19 protein-coding genes are annotated in these 22,192 nt (G+C 48.2%); 10 read left to right on the forward strand and 9 right to left on the reverse strand.

The annotated features are described in order from the left end of the window. Nucleotides 1-759: 759 nt before the first annotated feature. From WG89_RS17410 to WG89_RS17435, 6 genes are all read left to right on the forward strand, one after another. Nucleotides 760-1,947: an acetate kinase gene (locus tag WG89_RS17410; RefSeq protein WP_062268407.1), complete on the forward strand. Its 1,188-nt coding sequence runs from the start codon at nt 760-762 to the stop codon at nt 1,945-1,947. A 172-nt stretch (nt 1,948-2,119) separates the two neighbouring features. Then, complete coding sequence (pta, locus tag WG89_RS17415; RefSeq protein WP_062268408.1) at nt 2,120-4,216, forward strand: phosphate acetyltransferase; 2,097 nt, start codon at nt 2,120-2,122, stop codon at nt 4,214-4,216. Between the two features lie 142 nt (nt 4,217-4,358). Continuing rightward, entirely contained in the window at nt 4,359-5,450 is a 1,092-nt protein-coding gene (locus tag WG89_RS17420) for an esterase-like activity of phytase family protein (RefSeq protein WP_062268409.1), read from the forward strand. Between the two features lie 140 nt (nt 5,451-5,590). Next, nucleotides 5,591-5,875, forward strand: coding sequence for a GDCCVxC domain-containing (seleno)protein (locus WG89_RS32730; RefSeq protein ID WP_281177709.1), 285 nt, complete (start codon nt 5,591-5,593; stop codon nt 5,873-5,875). Nucleotides 5,876-6,079: 204 nt separating this feature from the next. Further along, nucleotides 6,080-7,498, forward strand: coding sequence for a hypothetical protein (locus WG89_RS17430; RefSeq protein ID WP_062268410.1), 1,419 nt, complete (start codon nt 6,080-6,082; stop codon nt 7,496-7,498). Between the two features lie 12 nt (nt 7,499-7,510). Further along, complete coding sequence (locus tag WG89_RS17435; RefSeq protein WP_062268411.1) at nt 7,511-8,812, forward strand: hypothetical protein; 1,302 nt, start codon at nt 7,511-7,513, stop codon at nt 8,810-8,812. A gap of 37 nt (nt 8,813-8,849) precedes the next feature. On the opposite strand, the gene WG89_RS17440 is transcribed toward WG89_RS17435, so the two are convergent. From WG89_RS17440 to WG89_RS17455, 4 genes are all read right to left on the reverse strand, one after another. Beyond that, the gene (locus WG89_RS17440) at nt 8,850-9,503 is read right to left on the reverse strand and encodes a YiaD family glycine zipper/OmpA-like lipoprotein (RefSeq protein ID WP_062268423.1); all 654 of its coding nucleotides are present in this window, start codon (nt 9,501-9,503) and stop codon (nt 8,850-8,852) included. A 35-nt stretch (nt 9,504-9,538) separates the two neighbouring features. Next, nucleotides 9,539-10,183 (reverse strand): MBL fold metallo-hydrolase, encoded by a 645-nt coding sequence (locus WG89_RS17445; RefSeq protein ID WP_062268424.1) that lies wholly within the window; start codon nt 10,181-10,183, stop codon nt 9,539-9,541. A gap of 107 nt (nt 10,184-10,290) precedes the next feature. Further along, a complete protein-coding gene (locus WG89_RS17450) occupies nt 10,291-10,878 on the reverse strand; it encodes a histidine phosphatase family protein (protein WP_062268412.1) in 588 nt (195 codons plus the stop codon). A gap of 166 nt (nt 10,879-11,044) precedes the next feature. Further along, complete coding sequence (locus tag WG89_RS17455) at nt 11,045-11,293, reverse strand: hypothetical protein (protein WP_062268413.1); 249 nt, start codon at nt 11,291-11,293, stop codon at nt 11,045-11,047. A 535-nt stretch (nt 11,294-11,828) separates the two neighbouring features. Between WG89_RS17455 and WG89_RS17465 the strand changes: the two genes are divergently transcribed. After that, a complete protein-coding gene (locus WG89_RS17465) occupies nt 11,829-13,064 on the forward strand; it encodes a dicarboxylate/amino acid:cation symporter (RefSeq protein WP_062268415.1) in 1,236 nt (411 codons plus the stop codon). Between the two features lie 150 nt (nt 13,065-13,214). On the opposite strand, the gene bioA is transcribed toward WG89_RS17465, so the two are convergent. Beyond that, nucleotides 13,215-14,501, reverse strand: a complete 1,287-nt coding sequence (bioA, locus tag WG89_RS17470) for an adenosylmethionine--8-amino-7-oxononanoate transaminase (RefSeq protein ID WP_153301655.1) — start codon at nt 14,499-14,501, stop codon at nt 13,215-13,217. Between the two features lie 127 nt (nt 14,502-14,628). On the opposite strand from bioA, the gene WG89_RS17475 reads away from it, so the two are divergent. From WG89_RS17475 to WG89_RS17485, 3 genes are read left to right on the forward strand one after another with little or no spacing between them, the layout of a single operon-like run. Next, entirely contained in the window at nt 14,629-15,432 is an 804-nt protein-coding gene (locus WG89_RS17475; RefSeq protein WP_062268416.1) for a DUF547 domain-containing protein, read from the forward strand. 51 nt (nt 15,433-15,483) lie between these two features. Continuing rightward, on the forward strand, nt 15,484-16,338 hold the full coding sequence (locus WG89_RS17480) for a 6-carboxytetrahydropterin synthase (RefSeq protein WP_062268417.1): 855 nt from the start codon (nt 15,484-15,486) through the stop codon (nt 16,336-16,338). A gap of 48 nt (nt 16,339-16,386) precedes the next feature. Further along, nucleotides 16,387-17,043, forward strand: a complete 657-nt coding sequence (locus tag WG89_RS17485) for a hypothetical protein (RefSeq protein WP_062268418.1) — start codon at nt 16,387-16,389, stop codon at nt 17,041-17,043. On the opposite strand, the gene WG89_RS17490 is transcribed toward WG89_RS17485, so the two are convergent. Genes WG89_RS17490 through WG89_RS17505 form a run of 4 tightly spaced genes read right to left on the reverse strand, consistent with a single transcriptional unit; the run spans nt 17,032 to nt 21,878 of the window. Beyond that, nucleotides 17,032-18,129, reverse strand: a complete 1,098-nt coding sequence (locus WG89_RS17490; RefSeq protein ID WP_062268419.1) for a DUF1513 domain-containing protein — start codon at nt 18,127-18,129, stop codon at nt 17,032-17,034. The genes WG89_RS17485 and WG89_RS17490 overlap by 12 nt on opposite strands. Before the next feature lie 4 nt (nt 18,130-18,133). Continuing rightward, nucleotides 18,134-19,165 carry an imelysin family protein gene (locus WG89_RS17495; RefSeq protein WP_062268420.1) on the reverse strand — a complete coding sequence of 344 codons (1,032 nt, stop codon included), beginning with the start codon at nt 19,163-19,165 and terminating at the stop codon, nt 18,134-18,136. Beyond that, a complete protein-coding gene (locus WG89_RS17500; protein WP_062268421.1) occupies nt 19,162-20,571 on the reverse strand; it encodes a di-heme oxidoreductase family protein in 1,410 nt (469 codons plus the stop codon). Before WG89_RS17500 ends, WG89_RS17495 begins: the two co-directional genes overlap by 4 nt. A gap of 2 nt (nt 20,572-20,573) precedes the next feature. Continuing rightward, nucleotides 20,574-21,878, reverse strand: a complete 1,305-nt coding sequence (locus WG89_RS17505) for an imelysin family protein (RefSeq protein WP_062268422.1) — start codon at nt 21,876-21,878, stop codon at nt 20,574-20,576. Nucleotides 21,879-22,192 lie beyond the last annotated feature (314 nt).

The raw sequence follows: 22,192 nt of genomic DNA on the forward strand, positions 1-22,192 counted from the left end.
GAGCGGTAACGGAAATGACTGAGAGTTAACTCTATCCATCGGTAACACTCATCTTTAGACTCCCAGCCAGGTTCTATGTCTGGGACATGTTCAAGGAAGTCGCTGACCTGATCCAGGGTCTTGATGAGTTTGGTGTTCATGATAATCTTCATCCTCTCATCATGAACGACATCCTGGACCTTTACAGGCTCAGTTCGTATTGGAAACCGGGCTTTTGTTCAGGCTCATTTTATATTGGAAGAGACTCGGCCTTGAGTATCCAGGATAAACGGCTACATTGTCATTGAATCCCAAGTTTTTTCCGTGAAACCTTTCATCCCGCTCTCACCTTCAGAGTGAGGAATCAGGGTTTCATTCGACAATGGCCTCCTGTGGACAGCCGCCTGTTGTGACTGTAGAAATTCCGACAAGGCCATACAGAAACAGCATCTGCATACGCATCTTTACGCAGTCCATTGACCTATATCAATGGTTATAATCGAAACTTCTATGTTGCTTGCCCGTTTTCTGACCGGATATTCGTCTGGTGAATTGCAATCTATCTCTATTCACTCTCAGTTTCCGAATATCTGAGCTGCGGGCTGCCATGACGCGAACCGTTCCATCAGTATTGTCACATAGACCACATCTGTATCTGTAAGACTCTACTGCTGGTGCATCCCCTCTCGGAGTCGGTCTGTACTAAAGCCGCCTCCAGGAGACTGACCGGGGTGACCCTGCCAGTCTCTTATTGCCCGTGTTCTGTTAGGTATTATTTCAATGAGCAAAGACAGCATTCTGGTCATCAACTGCGGCAGCTCATCCCTCAAATTCGCAGTGATCAACCCCGGAACTGAAGAAGAGAAAATCAACGGCATCGCTGAGCGCCTTGGCAGCAGCGAAGCTGTTTTGCGCTGGAAAATCAACGGTGAAAAAGGCAGTCAGACACTGGGCCTGGCCGCACATGAAGCCGCTCTGGAAGGACTGATGGGTCTTCTGCGTGAAGAAGGCCTGATCGAAGGCATCTCTGCTATTGGCCACCGCGTGGTTCACGGCGGTGAAAACTTCTCCGAATCCTGCCTGGTGACTGACGAAGTTCTGGAAGCCATTGAAGACTGCATCAAACTGGCTCCTCTGCACAACCCGGCTAACCTGACCGGCATTCGTGCTGCCCAGAAAATTTTCCCGGGTCTGCCAAACGCCGTTGTTTTTGATACGGCTTTCCACCAGAGCATGCCTGCTGAAGCTTACCTCTACCCGATTCCTTACAGCCTGTACAAAGAGCAGGGTGTTCGTCGCTACGGTTTCCACGGTACCAGCTACCGCTATGTCGGTCAGGCTGCTGCAGACATGCTGGGATTGGACATCAACAACAGCAACATTCTGGTAGCTCACCTGGGTAACGGTGCTTCTGCCTGTGCCATCAAAAATGGTAAATCTATTGACACCACAATGGGCCTGACACCACTGGAAGGTCTGGTCATGGGCACCCGCTCCGGTGATGTTGACCCGAACCTGTTCAGCTTCCTCAACAAAACTCTGGGTTACAGCCTGGACGAAACCACAGACATGCTGAACAAGAAGAGTGGTCTTCTGGGCCTGTCTGAAATGGACAGCGACTGTCGTGTCATCGAAGACGCTGCCGTAGAAGGTAACGAGCACGCTCAACTGACTCTGGACGTCTTCTGCCACGTTCTGGCTGAAAAGCTGGCGGGCTTTGCCGCTGCCATGGGCAAAATTGATGCTCTGGTCTTCACTGGCGGTATTGGCGAAAACTCCAGTATCATCCGTAAGAATGTTATCGAGCGTCTGAGCATCTTCGGCTTTGAGCTGAATGAAAAGCTCAATGATGAAACCTTCCGGGGCAAAAGCGGTGTAATCACCCAGGAAGGCTCCACCGTGGGTATGGTGGTTGCTACTAACGAAGAACTAATGATCTCTCGCGATACTCAGGCCCTGACTGCCTGATTCGCCTGGGGCTGGAGACTGTCTTCAGCCCCATGTTTGACCTGTCAGCCGCAGGATCCGGCTGTGACAAACGATGAAGTAATACAGTCCTTTCGAGTGACTGTTTTTGTCGTTCAAGGCTGCTTTAGGGATCACAAGTCCCTATGTTTGCAAACATTTCTGGAACAGCATTATGCGTACGTTTTTTCTGGCCCCCACCCGCTATGGGGTCGGTCTGACTTCAGTATCCCTGGGACTGGTGCGGGCACTGGACACCCTGGGTCTGCGAGTAAAATTCTTCAAACCCATTGCCCAGTTGCATACGACCGACAAAGGACCTGAACGTTCTACACGACTGGTTCAACGCATCATGGACCATGAGCCACCTACACCGATCAGCACACAAAAGGTTGAAAACCTGCTGGGTGACAACAAAGGTGATGAGCTCATGGAAGACATCGTTGCCCTGTTCGACGATGCTTCTGAAGGCGCTGAAGTCGTAGTCGTAGAAGGTCTGGTTCCGACCCGTGACATGCCCTATGCCAACCGCCTGAACAGCGACATGGCCAGAACTCTGAACGCCGACATTATTCTGGTTTCAGAGCCAGGTAAAGATTCACTGGAAGATGTGGCAGACAAGCTGGAAATTGCAGCTGACAGTTTTGGGGGCATCAAAAACCCCAATGTCATTGGTTACATCCTGAATAAGCTGAACAAAGATCAGATTGAGCAGCTGAAAGAAGAGCACCAGTTCAAACCGCTGCCAGAATTTTCCCGCAAAAGCTTCCTGCCTCTTGGCTACATCAGCTATGAGCCACAGCTGTCTTCACACCGGACACTGGATATTGCCCGTCACCTGGGCTGTGAAGTCATTAACGAAGGTGATATTGCCCTGCGTCGTGTTAATTCCTACACGCTGAGCGCCAGAACACCCAGCAACATGATTCATCACCTGAAGCCAGGCAATCTGATTATTACTGCCGGTGACCGTGATGATATTGTTCTGGCAACTGCCATGGCAGCTTCTAACGGTGTGCCATTGCCCGGTCTGCTGCTCACCAGTGGTATCAGAATGTCCAGCGCTGTGAATGAGCTATGCGCAAGAGCTTTCGCAACCGGTCTGCCGGTCCTGATGACCGAAGATGATTCTTATACGACAGCAACCCGCCTGGATCGTATGAGCGATGAATTACCTCTGGATGATATGGAACGCATCGAGAAGGTCATGAACACCATTGCCGAAAATTTAAACAACAGCTGGTTCAAGAAGCACTGCCAGAGCCTGGCAGAACGTCGTTTGTCGCCACCTGCGTTCCGTTACAGTCTTGTTCAGCAGGCCAAAGCAGCTCGTAAACGTATTGTTCTGCCAGAAGGTGACGAGCCAAGAACCATTCAGGCTGCCATCATCTGTCAGGAACGTGGCATTGCCGAGTGTATTCTGCTGGGTAACCGTGAAGTGATTGAGCAGGTAGCTCGTGATAACGGATTTGATCTGCCGGAAGGCCTGATCATCATGGATCCGGAAAGCATTCGTCACCGTTACATCGAGCCTATGGTTGAGTTGCGCAAGCATAAGGGCCTCAATGCCCCAATGGCAGAAGCACAGCTTGAAGACACCGTAGTAATGGGCACCATGATGCTGGCTATGGATGAAGTAGACGGTCTGGTATCCGGCGCTGTTCATACTACCGCCAACACAATCCGTCCAGCATTCCAGCTGATCAAACCCAAAAGAGACGCCGGCGGTCTGGTATCCTCTATTTTCTTCATGCTGCTACCTGATCAGGTACTGGTTTACGGTGACTGTGCTGTTAACCCGAATCCTGATGCTGATGCGCTGGCTAACATCGCTATCCAGAGCGCTGATTCTGCCAAGGCCTTTGGCATTGAGCCTCGTATCGCCATGATCAGCTACTCCACAGGTTCTTCCGGTATTGGTGAAGACGTTGAGCGTGTTCGCGATGCCACTCAGCTGGTTCGTGAAAAACGCCCTGACCTGGTTGTGGATGGACCTCTGCAATACGACGCTGCTTCTGTAGAGTCCGTTGCCAAGAGCAAGGCACCTGATTCAAACGTGGCTGGACGTGCGACAGTCTTTGTATTCCCAGATCTGAATACCGGTAATACCACTTACAAGGCGGTACAGCGCAGTGCTAACGTAATCAGCGTTGGCCCTATGCTTCAAGGTTTGAACAAGCCTGTAAACGACCTTTCCCGTGGTGCTCTGGTTGAAGACATTGTCTACACCATTGCACTCACCGCGATTCAGGCTGCAGCTGAAAAAGCCTGATTCTGCCTTTGACAGGAAAGACTCCGGTCTTTCCTGTCATTCCTGACGCCTTCCCCCAAACTTTAATCTCTTCGTCTTTGCTTTTTCATCAAGCCTTCATCATCCTGCTGAACACTGCAGTTTTCAGTCAGAGTGATGGATCATGCTGTTTAAACGACAATTAATAACCCTGATGGCCCTGACCACCTTTGCAGGAATGACTCAGGCAACCCCATTTATCAATCTTGAATTCATTGGTGAGGCAACTTTTCCAACCGGTGAACAAGTGCTGGATACTGAGTTGGGAGGCTTGTCGGGGCTTGATTACGATGCTGTTAACAACCGCTTCATCAGCATCAGTGATGATCGAGCTCAAAAAGGCAAAGCTCGTTTCTATGAACTCACAATGGATCTCGAAGATGGTCGTCTGGATTCAGGGGATATAGAGTTCACTTCTGTCACCGAGATTCTCGACAAAGACGGTCAATCTTTTTCTGCTGCCAGTGTTGATCCGGAAGCTATCCGGCTTTCCCCATTCCCCAACCTTCTGTACTGGACCAGTGAAGGCGACGCCAACCAGGGGCTGCCACCTTTTGTCAGGATCATGACTCGCAACGGACAGTATGTGGATGAGTTTGCCCTGCCCGAAAAGTATGCGCCTGCCCCCGATAGAGGCATTCGCAACAACCTGGCTTTTGAAAGTCTGACCTTCTCCTACAATGGCAAACACCTTTATACCGCAACCGAAGGTGCTCTCAAACAGGATGGACCCGCTTCCAGTCTTGAGAGTGGCAGCCCGATAAGAGTCATGAAGTTAAATGGCAAAACCGGCAAGCCAGGCAAGGAATTCATTTATGAAACAGATCCGGTTATTGACGCTCCTGAGCCGCAGGGAGCATTCAGCACCAACGGTCTGGTGGAGCTGCTGTCTTTGGGGCCTGGCTATTTTATTGCGGTAGAAAGAGCATTCTCGGTCGGCAAAGGCAATAGTATTCGCCTGTATCTAACGAATACTCACACAGCCAGCAACGTCAAAAAACTGGACAGTATTGAAGGCAAAAGCGTCTGGCCAATGGATAAATATTTGCTGCTGGACCTGGCTGATCTGAATATCAAGCTGGATAACATTGAAGGCATCAGCTTTGGCCCCACCCTGCCCACGGGTGAAAAAACACTGATTCTGGTTTCCGACAATAACTTTAACCCCAACGGTCAGTTCACCCAGTTTTTAGCTTTTAAAATTCAAGGTTTCTGAATAACACATAATTGTCATACTTCTTGCTTAAGATTCGTGGAGACAAACCAAGAATGCATCATTCTTTCAAGACAGGAGGAAAAGTGTCGATATTTTTACATTACGCCCCAAAGAAAATAACAAAAGAAGAGAATTACATTATGAAACTTCATCTTAATACTGAATCAACTGTTACTTGCAGCAGCTGTGGTCATTCTGAAACCGAAACCATGCCATTAGATGCCTGTGTATACCTTTATGAATGCAGAAGCTGTAAAAACCTGATGACCCCCCAGAGTGGTGATTGCTGTATTTTCTGTTCACGTGGTACCCATCCATGTCCCACCAGCCAGAAAGAGAGCAGAAGTTACCGAGTTATACCCAAACAAGAAAACGCAGCTCTGGAATCCACAGACTATGAGACAAACCGTTCAATGGCAGGATAACCTGTCTTTAGCCCCCACCAGGAACCCGTAGTACCGACCACTCCCATCTGGTAACCGTCGGTACTCTGGTTCTTCAGAACTTCGCCGACTTATTGACTTCCCTCACTCTACCTCTTTTATTCCCATTTCTTTAGTCATCAGCTACGCACTTGAGCACAACTCCCCCCTGCTAGACTCAGCTTTATCAACAGGGAGTACTCTTGAATGGCCGTAGGTAACGAAGGTTCCAGCCTCTGGAAATGGATCAACCAAAAAACTGAATTAGTGACCGAAGCATTGGGCTATAGCTGGGGCAGCTCAATTCGCCTTCCCGACGAAGAAGTCACGCCTTATATTCAACAAAAAAGAGTGGCTGCCCATAAGCCCATTCAAGTTCGACAGATCGAAAACATCCATCAGCTCAGTTATGACGAATTAAGGGATCAGTTGATTCAGATACTCCAGGAACAACATGAACCTGCGGGAGCAACTGACAAGATTGATCGAATTCGAAGAGGCGTCATTGATATCTGTATTGCCAATCTGGCCAGAGACGATCATGAAAAACTGATGAGAAATTGGGCGAACTTCAGGGATTTGCTGCACGGTTTTCCTCATCAGGCTCTGCTGGACAAGTGGTATGAAACACAAAATAGAGACCCCTTAATGTCCCTGACTCCCGCATTGCCGAGTTTGATAAGTGTTTGGGATCCTCAGTTAAAACTGGATACACCTGCTGAAAGCCTGGGCGACGTTATGGCTACCTTCGAAGCTCTATACCAGAAATACAAACGTGATCATGATGAAGATCACCCGGACACCCGGGTGTTCACGGTTCGCTGGGCCTATGAGTTTATGCGACACAACCGGCTCGACCTGTTCCTGGACCTTTATCGCAACTCCCGCTGGTTGCAGCAAGTACTGCCTAAAAGTTGCGTACTGGCTATTCAAAAGTCACTGGCTGGCAACAAGATCACAGACATCTATATAAAAATGGCCAAAGACCCTTTGGATAGAGATCACAAGGATCTCGTAGACGACAAGACCATTTCTTACAGAAGAGCAGCCATGCTACAGAAATGCTCAACACAATATAACTCAGCCATAGAAGGCTTCCGAAAAGTTTGGAAGGCTAATCGTGACAAAGAATACAGTGCCAGTGAAACTGAATTGCCCCAGTATCAAGCCAGAAAAAAACAACTCGAAACAGTCAGAAAGCTTCTTGAAGCAGGCCAATGGAAGAAAGCTCATGCAGAAACACAAAAAGACGAAGAGCTTTTTGAAGAGATAGGCGAGCTGACCGCAGATATGGCAGAGAAAGGTGCCTTCCAACTGGCAGGTATGTATGTACCACATGTTCTTCACGTCAGGCTATTGATTGCCTACCAGTCCTGTCTGGCAAAAGGTAATACCGATGAGTTCTTTCAATTCTTCCGCCCCGAACCATGCAGCTACAACCACTGGACTTGTGTACTTGAGCGCAGTGAGTTTGAAAACCTTCAGGATCAAATTCAGGAAGCACTGTCCACCCGGTTCAATGAAGATCGAAAGCTTGTAAGCCGAACTCCAGAAGAGGTTGAACAAGAGCTGGATCGATTTGAAGAAGGCCTTCAGCAATTCATGCTGAACAAATTTGAAGAGTAGAAGAGAGGTTCTATGGCTGTCTCAAATAATCAGGATCCACAAAATCAAAGTTGGTTGGGAACTTTCTCAACTTCTGCAAGCTCACTAGGCGCATCGGTCTGGGGATTATTTACCTCCAGTGTTGAACCTGAAAAGCAACTGCCACTGCCCCAAAGATTCTACGACATTAAGCCTGTAGAATTCCGGTTCGTTGAATCGACCGGCACTCCGAAAGAAGTTTATTCAGAGCTAAAAAAGCAGACAAAAGAAAGTTTACGCGCAGTAACTGACGCTGCCAGCAAAAGTCATTTGGACAGCTACACTCTCACAGCTATCTTAATGACGGTTCAACAGTGTATTACCGATGATGATTTTGCAGAGCTAACTCGATTCACCAAAAACTTTCCATTCCTGTTGACTCATTTTACCCCGGTTCTCGGTGAACTGATGGATGCCTACCAAAAAGCTAACCCTGACCTTCCCTCACCATGGGAAACGATTGATCAGGAAGACTTCCCCGGCTCTCAAGTACAGCCAGATCTCAATATTGAATCTCAGGGAATGGTTGAACTGACTGACGCCGCTCACAGGGCACTGGATGGATTCCTGAAAACAGAGGATAGAGCACAACAAAAATCTACAACAAAAGAGTTGAGTGCAGGATTGGCATTAACATATCTGGATTCAGGAGATTACGCTGGCTTCATTGCACTCTATGAGCAAAGTGCCTGGCTACAGGTGAAACTCCCTCTTAATAAAGAGCATATTCTTCTCAGGGGTGAGGAGCTACAAAAGCTGGATAGTGTATTAACTTCTGCAAGAGCTAATATGCACAAATCTGTATTTGATACTGACTGCAGCCTTAAATCTGCAGCTCTGCAAACCGCTCATAAAGGCTCCTGGGATATGCTTTTCAGCATCCTGAACGGATATGGCGGTCTAGAGCTGGCACAAAAAGCAAAAGCAACACTTGAAAGCGATGACATTGATGAAGTCAGCCGACTTGTTGAGCAACACTCTGAACTGAAAGACGCCTGTTCAATCCCCTTAGGCACACTACTTGCGAAATGGAAGACCCAGAAAGACGAGTTAATGTTTAAAGTACTCCACTGCAGAGCCTTGTTAAGTTACAGGGCAGCCTTGATGTCAGAAAGACAGGAGAACTTCAAAGAGATGGCCTCAGCAACCGGTGTTTGGCCTCACCAACTTTGCAATGGCCGATTTGAAATTACGGAAGAGCTTAGGGGTATCTGTACAAATCCAGCCAAGCTGGAAAGAACTGATAAGCTGATTCGTCGCTTAATCCAGAATCCTGAATGGAATGGACGCGACTGAAAAGAGCGACACATGCCGTTCTTTTCAGTCATTCTGATTACTTCTGAGGAGCCGGTCTCAGATTAATCTCTACCCGCCTGTTCATGGCGCGACCTTCTTTAGTCTTGTTATCACCAATCGGATTTGATGAACCCGCACCGAAGTAAGTGATTCTAGTACCGGACACACCCTGATAAATCAGATAATCCGCTACACTCTTGGCCCGATCCTGTGACAAAGGCAGATTGATCTTGTCGCCTCCGGTACTGTCGGTATAGCCAACCACTTCAATCAGGTTCTTGTCGTATTCTTTGAACACTTTAGACACCGAGCCAAGAACAGGGTAAAAGCTGGACTTAATAGCTGACTTACTGGAATCAAACGTGATGTTTGAAGGCATGATCAGCTGAAGGTTATCCCCCTGCCTGTAAACCTGAACGCCTGTTCCCTGCAACTGTTGTCTCAGTGCTGCTTCCTGCTTGTCGGTGTAATAGCCATAACCCGCACCCGCAGCACCACCAATGGCTGCTCCTTTCAAAGCCCCTTCACCACCATCGATCAGACCACCAATTACGGCACCGGTAACCGCACCAATACCACCGTACTTGCTGGTCTTATTGACTTCCTGCTCCCCTGTATAAGGGTTAGTAGTCTGACAACCTGCAACAATCGCTGCTGCGGCCACCACTACAGACATTCTTTTTAACTGCATCAACATGTTCACTTCTCCTTGCTGGCTAACTAGAGCTAGCCGCGAATTATGCTGTTTTCCCGAATTTCTTCACCAATCCGGGTATCCGGGCCATGACCTGTAACCACTGTAGTCTCTTCATCCAGAGTGTATAGGCGGTCCCGAATGGATTTTTCTATCGCTTTGAAGTCACCACCCCAGAGATCGGTTCTGCCAATGGAGCGGCGGAACAGAGTATCCCCTGCAATCAGCAGGTTTTCTTTCTCAAAGTGGAAACACATGGAGCCTGGAGTATGCCCGGGTGTGTGCATAGCCACACCTTCGCAACAAGGTAATTCCTGATCATCATTCAACCAGAAGTCGGGATCAGGAATAGGATTGTATGGCACACCAAACATGCGACACTGGGTTTCAAGATTATCCCAAAGGAACTTGTCTTCCTTGTGAAGATGGATAGGTGCGCCCGTCTTTTTCTTGATTTCGCCACTGGCCAGAAAATGGTCCAGATGAGCATGGGTATGAATCAGAGCCACCGCTTTAAGCCCATGAGCTTCAAGCTTTGACAAAATAATCTCCGGATCACCACCGGGATCAATCACAATGGCTTTTTTGGTAATAGGGTCACCTACAATCGTGCAGTTACACTGCAAAGGCCCCACCGGGAATGTTTCTTTTATCAGTGCTGTTTTTTGCTCAGTCATGTCAACGGCCCCAAAACTCAAGATCGCTCATTCTAAATCAGAGTCAGGGTATTGCACATAATCTGTTTCACAGATGTCAGGTAAGCAATTTGAAAATTTTTATTGGATTACAGTCTGAAATGGCAAGGCAATCGTTTATATCCTGCTGTTGATAGCTTGATGCCCATCCCTAAGAGCGCTTCTATTAACAAATAAATGGGGGCACCATGGCTGAAAACCATCACATAACCCTCTGACTGACAGTCTTCAGTAAGAATCTGGTTATAGGCTTCAAGCATTCGGTCCTGTATCTGGGTATTGGTTTCTCCACCGAATTTTTCAGGGTTTTCAGGAAACCAGAAATCACGGTCATTATAAGATTTATATTGCTGACCTTCCCTATCACCCACTTTCGACTCAATAACCCTCTCATCCAGTTCCATATTTATTTCAGGCACACCTAACGCGCTCAGAACTATATGGGCTGTCTCAATGGTTCGAGGCAGAGGTGAAACCACTACTCGACAAATTTCGGCCCCACGTATACCAGACTGTTTCAGCTGTGAAGCCAGATTTAACGCCTGCTCACGCCCCAGCTCCGTCAATCTGGATTCAATATAATTGGGGTGGTCAGGGTCCGAACTATAAAACCCACCGGTGTTATGTGTGCCTTCACCATGTCGGGCAACAATAACCCCCTGAAGTCTGCAGTCCATTATTACTCCTGGTCTCTATACCCAGTCGCCAGAGAAAAGTCATTATGCAAAAAAAGCCTGCCCATACCAACGGGCCAGCTATGACGAACTCTCAAGTCAGATGAAAAACAACCGTCAATTAGAAAATCGGCAGAAAAAGCCCATTATTTCTATTTGTTTCAGTCGATCAGGGCAGCTTCAACAATACCTTCTTGCGACCATTACTTTTTGTCGCCCCCAGATTCAATTGTGTACTGCCAGAACCACCACGGACATTCAACCTGACCAGAGACCCGCTAACTACCAGACGTTTCATGGCAATTTCTTCCGGCAACCCATCCACCACGGGATAAGGAAAACAGGGGCCGGATTCATAAGCGTCCTGCTCATCTTCCAGGTCTTCCAGCAAATCAGGCAGATCAAAACGGAGAGCCATGATTAAACCTCCTGAGGCAGCCATCAGTTAAAATACCGTCTTAAAAACAGTCAGCCAGAAGTCTGGGGAAAGTTACAGCAGTGCCCTTCAAAGCCCTGACACCTCTATAAAACCCGCACTTCCGTGCTGTACATCCAGATGAAACAGCTCGTCAATTGTAGACAAAGTCCATGGCCTGCAAAGATCTTTTTGCCTCTGTTTTTTTACAGTGAAAAAATTTTCATCCCCCGAGGGTGACGAAAAAATACTTCTTTCGCTCATGGCTGATTTATCCTGAATATGAATGCATTTTATTACTCTTGCCAACGCCCCCGTGAACCGAGAGCTTCCAGCCAGAAACTTCTCGTCTGGAACGCAATAACCAAATGCCAAATTAACCTTACGCATCGGATAAGAGGGTCTAACCTTGGTCTTCTAGAGGAATTAATCAATCAGACAAGATCTGGCCAGCAGCCCTTAAGAATTACTCACTCAGCCTCAGGAGGCTGACCGGGAATGGTGCCGGAGTAACAAAATAATCCAAAAGGAGTTTTTCATGTGCGACAGCCATAGACATGTAAGCATTAACTCACCTGTCATACTCTTTGGTGCTGCCGTTCTTGGACTGTTTTGTGGCTGGCTGGACATAGCTGTGATTAACCAGATCTGCGACGTGATTGCTGATATTTTCATAAGATTGCTGAAGCTGGTCAGCCTGCCCATTATCTTTTTTTCTCTGGTGGCGACTTTATCGGGTATGAGTGGTATGGCTGATGTCCGTTCTCTGGGTGGAAGGGTCATTAAGTACACTCTTCTCACCACTTTGCTGTCTGCCAGCCTGGCCCTGGGCCTGTATTTGTTGCTGGACCCATCCGAGAGTGCAGCCCGCGTCTTCAACAGTGGACAGAACACCGTTGAAGCAGTCAGCTACTGGAATCACCTTCTCAATATCATTCCCTCAAATCTGATTGAGCCATTCCTCAACAACAACGTCATGGGCGTTTTGTTTCTTGCACTGGTGTTTAGTGCATCCATCCTCTCTTTGGGAGAGGAACATAAGAAGACGCTTAACCAACTCTTTGAAAGCCTGTTTGCCGCTGTAATGAAGATGACCGGCTTTTTCCTGAAACTGATGCCGCTGGCCGTCTGGGCGTTTGTCACCCTGTTCGTCAAAGATGTACAGAATCATGAAGTATTACAGGGACTGGCGATTTATCTGCTCTGTGTGGTACTGGCCAACTTGATACAGGCTGGAGTAATTCTGCCTGCCCTGCTAAAAATTCGCGGAGTAGCACCTGTCAGTACGCTGAAAGCTATGTGGCCTGCTCTCACTATCGCTTTCTTCTCCAAGTCTTCCAGTGCTGCCCTGCCTTCTGCAGTGGACTGTGCAGAAAGAAGGCTGGGCCTCCAGCGCAAAGTGGCCCGCTTTAGCATGCCTTTGTGCATTACTGTCAACATGAACGCTTGTGCAGCCTACATCCTGATCACTGTACTGTTTGTCTCCCAGAGCAACGGTGTTCAGTTTACATCGTTGGAGATGTTTTCCTGGATCTTGGTCGCCACCATTGCAGCCATTGGTAATGCCGGTGTTCCCATGGGTTGCTATATGCTATCCAGTGCCTTTCTGGCCGCCATGGGGGTCGATATGCAGCTGATGGTACTCATACTGCCGTTCTATGCTTTTATCGATATGCTGGAAAGCGCCATCAACGTCTGGTCAGACTCCTGTGTCACAGCGATGGTCAATCAGGAGCTGGTTGCTGAAAGGGAGCAGTCTCTGGAGGAGTTATAAAGGCAAGTGCTGTCAAGCGTTAAGCTCATACATACTCCGTTCATCCTGAGCTTGTCGAAGGATGTTGATAATGCACTTCGACAGCCTCAGTGTGAACGGTATGGGGTATGAGCTTAGCTGCACCAGGAACCTGACCGGTCAATCGATTGATTAGCTAATGGATTTCACAACCGTACAAATAGCCTTGCACAGGGTATCCAGATCTTCATCGGAGATCACATAGGGCGGCATGATATACACCAGTTTACCGAAGGGTCTGACCCATACTCCCTGCTCAGGAAAACGGGGCTGAATTTCGGACATCACCACAGGCTCTTTTAACTCCACAACACCGATGGCTCCCAGGACACGGACATTATCCACAGTTTCAAGTTCAGCGCAGGGTGAAAGGCCATCCCAGAGCTTTTTCTCTATATTGGCTACCTGATGCTGCCACTCGCCTGTGGATAAAATCTCCATGCTCGCAACCCCTGCAGCACAGGCCAGAGGATTCGCCATAAAGGTGGGACCATGCATGATCGGACCACTGGCACAGATGGTTTTGCTGATTTCCTCTGTGCACATCACAGCAGACAAGGTCATATAACCACCGGTTATGGCTTTGCCTACACACATGATGTCTGGAATGACATCCGCATGTTCACAGGCAAACATTTTACCGGTACGACCAAAGCCCGTGGCTATCTCATCATGAATCAGCAGCACTTCATGCTCATCACAAAGCTCTCTGACTTTTTTAAGAAAATCAGGTGAATAGAAATGCATGCCACCAGCGCCCTGAACAATAGGTTCAATAATCACTGCCGCCACTTGATGGTTCAAAGACTCCAGCTCTGAGCGGAAAGCTTCTATATGATGTTCCTCAAATGTCTCATCAAAGCCACACGCGGGTCTGGGCACAAAATGATGTTCAGGCAGAATACCCGTAAACAGATGATGCATACCATTCTCAGGATCACAGACAGACATACCACCGGTGGTGTCACCAAAGTATCCACCCTTAAAAGTCAGAAGCTTGTTCTTACTGGTTAGTCCTTTGCACTGCCAATACTGCATGGCCATCTTGATCGCTACTTCCACGGCAACAGAGCCGGAGTCAGCAAAGAACACAGTTTGAATAGGTTCCGGGGTCAGCTCTATCAGCTTGCGGGCAAGCTCGATAGCTGGCTTATGGGTCAGGCCACCAAACATAACGTGTGACATGGAATCGACCTGATCTTTCAGGGCCTGATTCATGACGGGATGATTATAACCATGGACCATACACCACCAGGATGACATACCGTCAATCACTTCCCTGCCATCACTGAGGCGAAGCCTCACGCCTGATGCACTCTCAACAGCAAACAATTCATACTGGCTGGGAGTCGTACCATAAGGGTGCCAGATATGACGGGCATCAAACTCAAGATCAGACTGCGTGATAGTGCGATCCAAAATGGGCTCCAACGTCTATAGGTATACAGAGTTCTGAATAATATGCTAAATCCCCGAAACAATTCACCGATAGTTGCCTTATTCCTCTCACATTTTTTAATGGAAACCATGGACGGGCAACATTTTTATGCCACAGATGAATCAAAATGGCTGGGTCAGCCGCTTTTACAAAGGAACTGAAGTTGCCAGTGATCTGGAAGCGGTTCTCTCATCACTCATCCAGCATCATTACGACTTTCGCTCCAACTCTTTCGACTATGACTCCTGCAAAAGCTCGGGCGATTACAACAAGATCCAGCTATTGGCGCGCTCTCTGGGAGACTTTGATCCCGGGGCTCTTAAGTCTGACGAAGCTCGCAAGGCATTCTGGCTCAACCTCTACAACGCCCTGATCCTGCATGTGGTCATGTCTGGCAATGAGGTACAGTCGATCATGGAGAAACAGGACTTTTTCCAGGGGTTTCGTTATCAGCTCAGACCCCATGCTTTTTCCCTGGATGAGATTGAGCACGGGATTCTCAGAGCCAACACACCGTCTTTCAGAAAACTGAGACGTCCACTGCGTCGCACACATCCTGCCCACCTTTACGTGATGAATCAGCTGGACCCCAGAATACATATGGCATTTCACTGCGCCTGCCATAGCTCGGCCCCACTCAGAGTGTTTTGTCCTGAGTCCATTGAAGATGAACTGGAAGCCGCCTCTTCCGACTTCCTGAAACGCCAAGTTTCTGTTGATGGAAAAGAGCTGTTATTGCCCCGCTGCTTTTACTGGTACAAAAAAGATTTTGGACAAAAGTCAGGCATTTTGAACTTTGTCGAAAAGTATCACCCTGACCCTGAAATCAAACAGCAGATAGCCCAGCAGGGAAACCGGATGAAAATCCGTTTCACTGAATTTGACTGGACGCTGAACAGCCGGGAGAAATGAGTTACAATTGACCGATTAACCCTTAACATTTTTCAGCCGCAGTAGAACCCAATGACCGCATTGTTCGTCAATCAGCTAACCACCCTTGATTTCAGCTATCTCTCCCCCGAGCGTGGGGTTGTAGGAGAGACCTGGCTGGTGGATGTCACGCTCAGGGGTGATCTGGATGAACAGGGCATGGTGTTTGACTTTGGCCATGTCAAAAAACAGATCAAGGCATCCCTGGACATTCTGGCTGACCATCGTCTGCTGGTACCTACCGCGCACTCTGCTATTTCTGTAAAAACAGAGAATGAAGAGCGCCTTTCTGTTCATATGCAGGGCAATTCCGGTGATATTATCGAGTGTAAGGCTCCGGCTCAGGCCATTCTGTTGGTTAACTCAGAGGAAATCACTCCTGAAGCTCTGACGCCCTTTCTGGAAAAGACCCTGTTGGATGAACTGCCTGACAATGTCAGAGGTGTAGAGCTACATATATACCCTGAGGAATTTTCCAGCGCTTTTTATCACTACAGCCACGGGTTGAAGAAGCATCTGGGTGATTGCCAGAGGATTGCCCATGGTCACCGTTCCCCTATTCATATCTACCTGGATGGCCAACGCGATCCTATGCAGGAAGCCAACTGGGCTGAAACCTGGAAAGATATCTACATCGCCACCCGGGAAGACCTTCTGGAAAAAGTGACTCTGGGCAAACAAGATCACCTGCGTTTTGGCTACACCTCCGACCAGGGTTACTTTGAGCTGACCATTGCTGAAGACCGCTGCTACCTGATTGATACTGACAGTACTGTCGAGCTTCTTGCAGAACATATTGCTGGCGTCATCAAGGACAGAAACCCAAGTAAATCCGTTCGAGTGGTTGCTTTTGAGGGCTTCAACAAAGGCTCCATAGCCGAGAAGTAACCTATCCTTATTGATAAGCAACAGATTGAAAGTGAATAGGGATATTCCATGGCAATCGAAGACATCAATAATCGCCCCGTTCCCCCTTCTGCTCCCCGACAGGATCCGGAACTGGGTCTTTCCAGTCAGCAACAGGTTGAAGAAGAGGTGGAAACCACCTTTGAAGACCTGAAAAGCAACATGGAAGAGATGCTTCAGTTCAATTACGCCATCATCCATGAACTGCTGGGACAAATTGCTGCCATCAGTCCTTACCGTGCCGATATGGCCCAGGGCAAACAACCTGAAGTAGCGGCTATTGAAGCATCAGACGAAGCCAAGGCAACTCCCATTGCTCCGGTTGGAGAAGCCAGTGCTTCGGCCTATCTGGCTGGCCTTCAACACATTGAAGGAATGATGGGTAATCAGGATCTCAAACTTCAGGAAATGTTTGATAAGCTGGCATTGTCACGCTCCGGCAGAAAAGCTGATCTGGAAAACCAGGGACTGGAGTTTGAACGATTGAAGTCCATCATTATTCAGGCTGAAGGTCGAATGAATCAGACCTTGAGCCAGATGCCAGAAACCCTGCCAGAAAACACTGGTCGCATGTTGAAAGAGATGCTGCCTGAATTCATCGACAAACTGCAGCAGTTCGATGGCAGTTTTAGGGAAGCTCTCACTGAAGTTCGGGAAGAAATACTCAGGGTTCAATCAACCCAGTGACAACATATGATTGTCCCACTGACAGCCCTTAATCCGGGCTATCGAAACTTCCTCAGCCTGACCCTGATGACATTTCAAAAGCTGAATATCTCCTAAGCCATTACTCACAGCCAACAATCCTGAAGCGGTAGTGGCAGCGCCCGCACAATCACGGTTATGGATCAGGGTTTTCAACTCACCGCTGGAAGCATCAATCAAACCAATCCTGTTGCCTCTGGGAGTGGTCACCGCCAGGGTTTGGCTATCAGGGATAAAGCAGACACTGGCTATGTAACCATTCAATGCCAACCATTGGGCTTCTGTTGCCTTTACAGGTTTCAGTGGCTCACCTCGTTGATGCAAAGCGACTAAAGGCAAAGTCTCAGGATCACCTTGATACTGCATACCAATGGCCACTGTACCGTCTGGAGCCACACCCAAATGACGAATACTCAGGGCAGGATCGACAAACACCTGCCTTTCCAGTTCGTCTCCTGTATTGCGGTCAATGTAAAGCAAAGCCGGTTTCAGACTCTCTGGATTTAATGTTTCACGTCCGGAATCAGGATGAGTCTGAATCCCTCCCAAAGCCACCACCAGCGTATTGCCGTCTGGCATCATGGCTATTTCATGGGGACCCGGACCACTCAAAGTGAACTCCCTGACTTTTTGATACCCCTTCTCAGCATCATAAACACCTATAATGCCATTCAGTGTTTCCAGATCATTTTCTGTCGTATAAAGCCACCGGCCATCCTGACTGAATACGCCATGACCATAAAAGTGTCGTAGAGGATGACTGACCACAGAGTCCACTTCTTGAGGCTTTTTCCAGTCAAGCTGATACAACAATCGGCCCGGCCTTCTATCAAAAACCACCACTTCTGAGCTGGAAGGTCTGGCAGCGATATCATGTGCTCGTGCCGGAATTGGCCAACGACCTAACTTCCCCCCATCAGCTGTGAAAGCCTGAATAAAATGTCGACCTTCCGGGTCTCTGGCGGCACTGATCAGTACTGATGAGTTTCGTGTAGAAATCGAACATCCTGAGAGAGACAGGCCAGCAAAAGCCAGCCCGGTTTTAAGAAAGGTTCGACGGCTGAACATTCAATCAATCACCGTCGTTAGTATTAAAGCCCAGAGGAATTTTGAGGGCGACAGAAGCTTTTCGAACTCCCCCTCTCAGCTCAGACAAATCACGATGCAAAGCGACAAGACGATCCCGGCCTTGCTCTTCAACCAAACCAGGAATGGAAGCAGGTAATGGCTCCATATCTTGATTAAACTGAGCTATATCTTCAGCCAGTCCCTGCCAAATTGCCCGCTCTTGTCCAGAGAGAGAGCCTGTCAGTACAAACTGAGTCATTTTCAGACCCGTAGTCAGAGACTGCTGGATGTTTTCCAAAGATTGCTTACTACGCCAGGACTCTGCCAGATAGTGATTGACCTTCTGTTTGCCCATTGGCAAACCCACTTCACGAATCAAACGGGAAGACAGAACATCAAGACTATTGAGAACCAGCACAGGAACAGTTACCTGTTTTTCAGGCTCACTGCTGAAATATTCATTATAGAAAGCCCCATTTGCCTGCCACCTGTCCTTAAGGTCCCCGGCATTCAATACCAGTGTATTGCTCACTACTTTTAATAGGCGACAACGATTCTCTTCACCCAGCAGAATGCGCTGGCCATTGGTTGGATCAAACAGTAGGTATTCCAGAGCAGAAAGCCCCTGAACAATAACGCTCTCTTCTCTCAAGTCAGAACTGACAGATTTCTTAAGCAAGGCTTCTATTTTTCTACCCGTCAGATTCTTTTTGTCAGGCCAGAACTGAAACCGCCAACCTTCCATATTCTCTTCGAGGTAAAGCTGAGAAACAGCTTCTACACTTTGCCAGGCGGACATGGCCTGCCTCCAGCCTTGGCGCAGAGACAAGTAATTTTCTTCTACAGGGCTTGAGCAAAAACGTTCAGCGGTATGATTCAGTGCCACCGCACTTCGCTGCATTGCGGCATAATCGGCGACAATAAACTGGCTTAAATAGATTTCTTTACGGGCAGACTCTTCACTCTCTTTCTGACTGCAAGCCACCAACAGCAGAGGCAAAGCGATAGCTACAACCAAACGAATACAACGGGTCATAAGGATCCTATAAACTTCAGCAACGCTGCTCGCTGAGTCTTCTCCATAGACACAAAACGATCTCGTGAGGCTTGAGCTTCTCCACCATGCCACAGAATGGCTTCCTGAATGGTTCTGGCTCGGCCATCGTGCAGAAAAGTAGCTTCAATACTGACTTCATGGGTTTTACCAATACCCCAGAGTGGTGGTGTTCGCCATTCAACACCACTGGCGAGAAACTCCGGTCGGTGATCAGCTAACTCTTCGCCCATATCATGGAGCAGTAAATCGGTGTACGGCCAAATCAACTGGTCAGATTGTTCAGGCTGATCACGGAGTCGAGGCGTTTTATAACTGGGAATATGACAACCCGCACAGCCAATGTCGCTAAACAGTTTTTTGCCTTTCAATACCGTTTTATTCCTGGCTTCTGATCGAACAGGTACGGCAAGATTTCGGGTATAAAAAGTCACTTTCTTGAGAATCTTGTCAGAGATTTCTACTTTCTCACCGGTTAACAAGTCCCGGCATGATTTCTGGGATTCACTGCAGTTTTCCTCCGCGAAGAGACTGGAGGTAATCCCCATATCGCCGTTAAAGGCTGCTGCATTCTGTTGCTTCAGGTTGGGCTGACCGGCTTTCCAACCAAAGCGACCCATGACGGTTCTACCCTGCTCATGATCCCAGACCCGATTAGCCCGTCCGGATATACCATCACCGTCCCGGTCCTCCGGATCTTCATAAGTTAAAAGACTGGAGTCTGTTAAAGCCTCTAATAATCCCAAACCGATCATGGGCGAAGCCACCCTGGCAGACATCATCAGATCATCGGGTAATGGCCCATAACCTGGATCAGTGATAGAGAAGAAAGGTTTTCTGAGTTCGACTGTCTCTCCACCTTTCAGGGTCACTTGCGAATATTCATAGCGAACCTGAACCCGTCCTTCCGGAACACTGCCTGGTAGAGCAAAGTCCTGAATCTGACCACCGTATACAGGATGAGGAACAGAGCCATCTTTGATGAGTATTTCAGGATCAGTATCTGCCGTGGCTGGGATACTGATCCTCATCAGCAAAGACACCTTGTTGAGATCATTATTCTTGGGCGCGTGCCCACGGCCATCTTTGATGTGGCAATTCTGACAGCTGTTGGTATTAAAGAGTGGACCCAGGCCATCTCTGGCAGTGGTCGAAGATGGCGAAGCCACCCAGGGGTTGCGGAAAAAACTGTTTCCGACATTAAAATCCAGCCTGCGCGTGACTTTCATATTACCGGCCGGCATGGAAAAAGAATTTCGGCCAGCAATCGTTACCGAGGTGTCACCACCGGGTCTTTCTTCACCGGGCTCAAAGACGGGCTGCTCTTCCATGGAGCAGCCTGCTAAAGCCAAAGACAACAGCGCCGGTAGTCCAACTCTTTTTATCATTCTCAGAACTCGTGATCTGCATTATCCGGATTAAGCTGGTTAATACCCATGATACTGGCGACTTCTTCGATGGTAGTGGTTTGTTCAACCAGAGCATTAATAGCTTTTTGTACCATGACATGACCTTCCTTGTTGTCGGGGGCAATCAGCTGGTCAAAAGCCACATTATTATTTTCGGCTGAGTCGACAATAGCCTGAAGAGCAGTTCGGGTGTTATCCAGCTGTCCTTCTGCCTTGTCTGACAGTTCCTTTTCTTCTTGCTTCAGCCATTCAAGAATGCTTGGGCCTTCAACTATGGAACCATCCACTCTTTGATAACTGCCTGTAAACACATTCTGAACGCCCTGGGCATTGTAGAAGTGAGAGAAGTGCGTGTTATCACTGAAGCAGTCATGTTCATCTTCAGTAGAATTGGCTTCCAGTGCGACTTTCATCCTTTCACCGGCCAGTTCACCCAGACTCAGGCTACCCATGCCAAACAGCATTTTTCTCAAACCCTGGTCAATCGATCCCTGTTCCAGTTCAGCCCGATAGTTACCTGCAACACCCGGCTTCCATTGCTCTACCATGTACTCCAGGTCTTTGATCAATAGATCCGTTACCTTCAGAAGGTACTCACCCCTTCTGTCACAGTGGCCATTGGTGCAATCCAGACCTTTGGCGTAATCGGTAGCCGGACGCTCTCCTGCACCGGGACCGGTGCCGTTCAGATCCTGTCCCCACAAAAGAAATTCCACCGCGTGATAGCCAGTGGCAACATTGGCTTCACTGCCACCCAATTCGTTCAAGCTGGATAATTTTTCAGGGGTCAACATCTCAAGATCGAGGGTATTCTCACCCACTGCCAGCTCCGTGGTCGCTACAATATTGGCTTGGGCTCCAGCATTACCCATCTCGAAACCGTAAGAACTGGAGTCAACGTAATCGATCATGCCTTCATCCAGAGGCCAGGCATTCAACTGACCTTCCCAGTCATCCACGACAGGATTTCCAAAGCGGAAAACTTCAGACTGCATATAAGGGACACGGGCCGCTTTCCATGCCAGACGGGCTGCATTCAATGATTCTTCATTGGGGCTGATGACTAGCTGACCCACTGCAACACGTAAAGCCTTTGCGGTGATCAGAGCATCTTCAAAAGTGGCATAAGCGACATCAGCATACTGCTCAATGACAGACTGAGCGGTTTGCTGAGAGATATTCAGAGAGGGGGCCGAGCCTGTAACTTCAGCTTTTTGGCTATCACTGCAACCTGCCAGAAGCAGGCCTGACACAGCCAGCGCAGCCATCGTTCGCTTCAAAATCATGAAAGTCTTCCTTGTCGATTCTGTATTTTTATTCTGAATGTCACTGGCCGCAGATTATATTGAGAATAATTCTCATTACAAAGTAAATGATCCACGTTCTTAGAACGTGGTTTTGCTTTATGCCCCCCCTATAAGGGGGCTGAAACCGCCAGCCTTCAGAGAAGGCTGGTGAGAGTTGCCCCAAGATTGCAGATTATTTCCTGAAATCTATCTCCTGCTGGAGACGTTCTTTCTTTTCTTGGTACTTCACATATTTACGGATCATTTCTGCATCTACTCCGACAGTATCGACACAGTAGCCTTTTGACCAAAAG

Origin of the sequence: Endozoicomonas arenosclerae (assembly GCF_001562015.1) — a bacterium.
Classification (GTDB): domain Bacteria; phylum Pseudomonadota; class Gammaproteobacteria; order Pseudomonadales; family Endozoicomonadaceae; genus Endozoicomonas_A; species Endozoicomonas_A arenosclerae.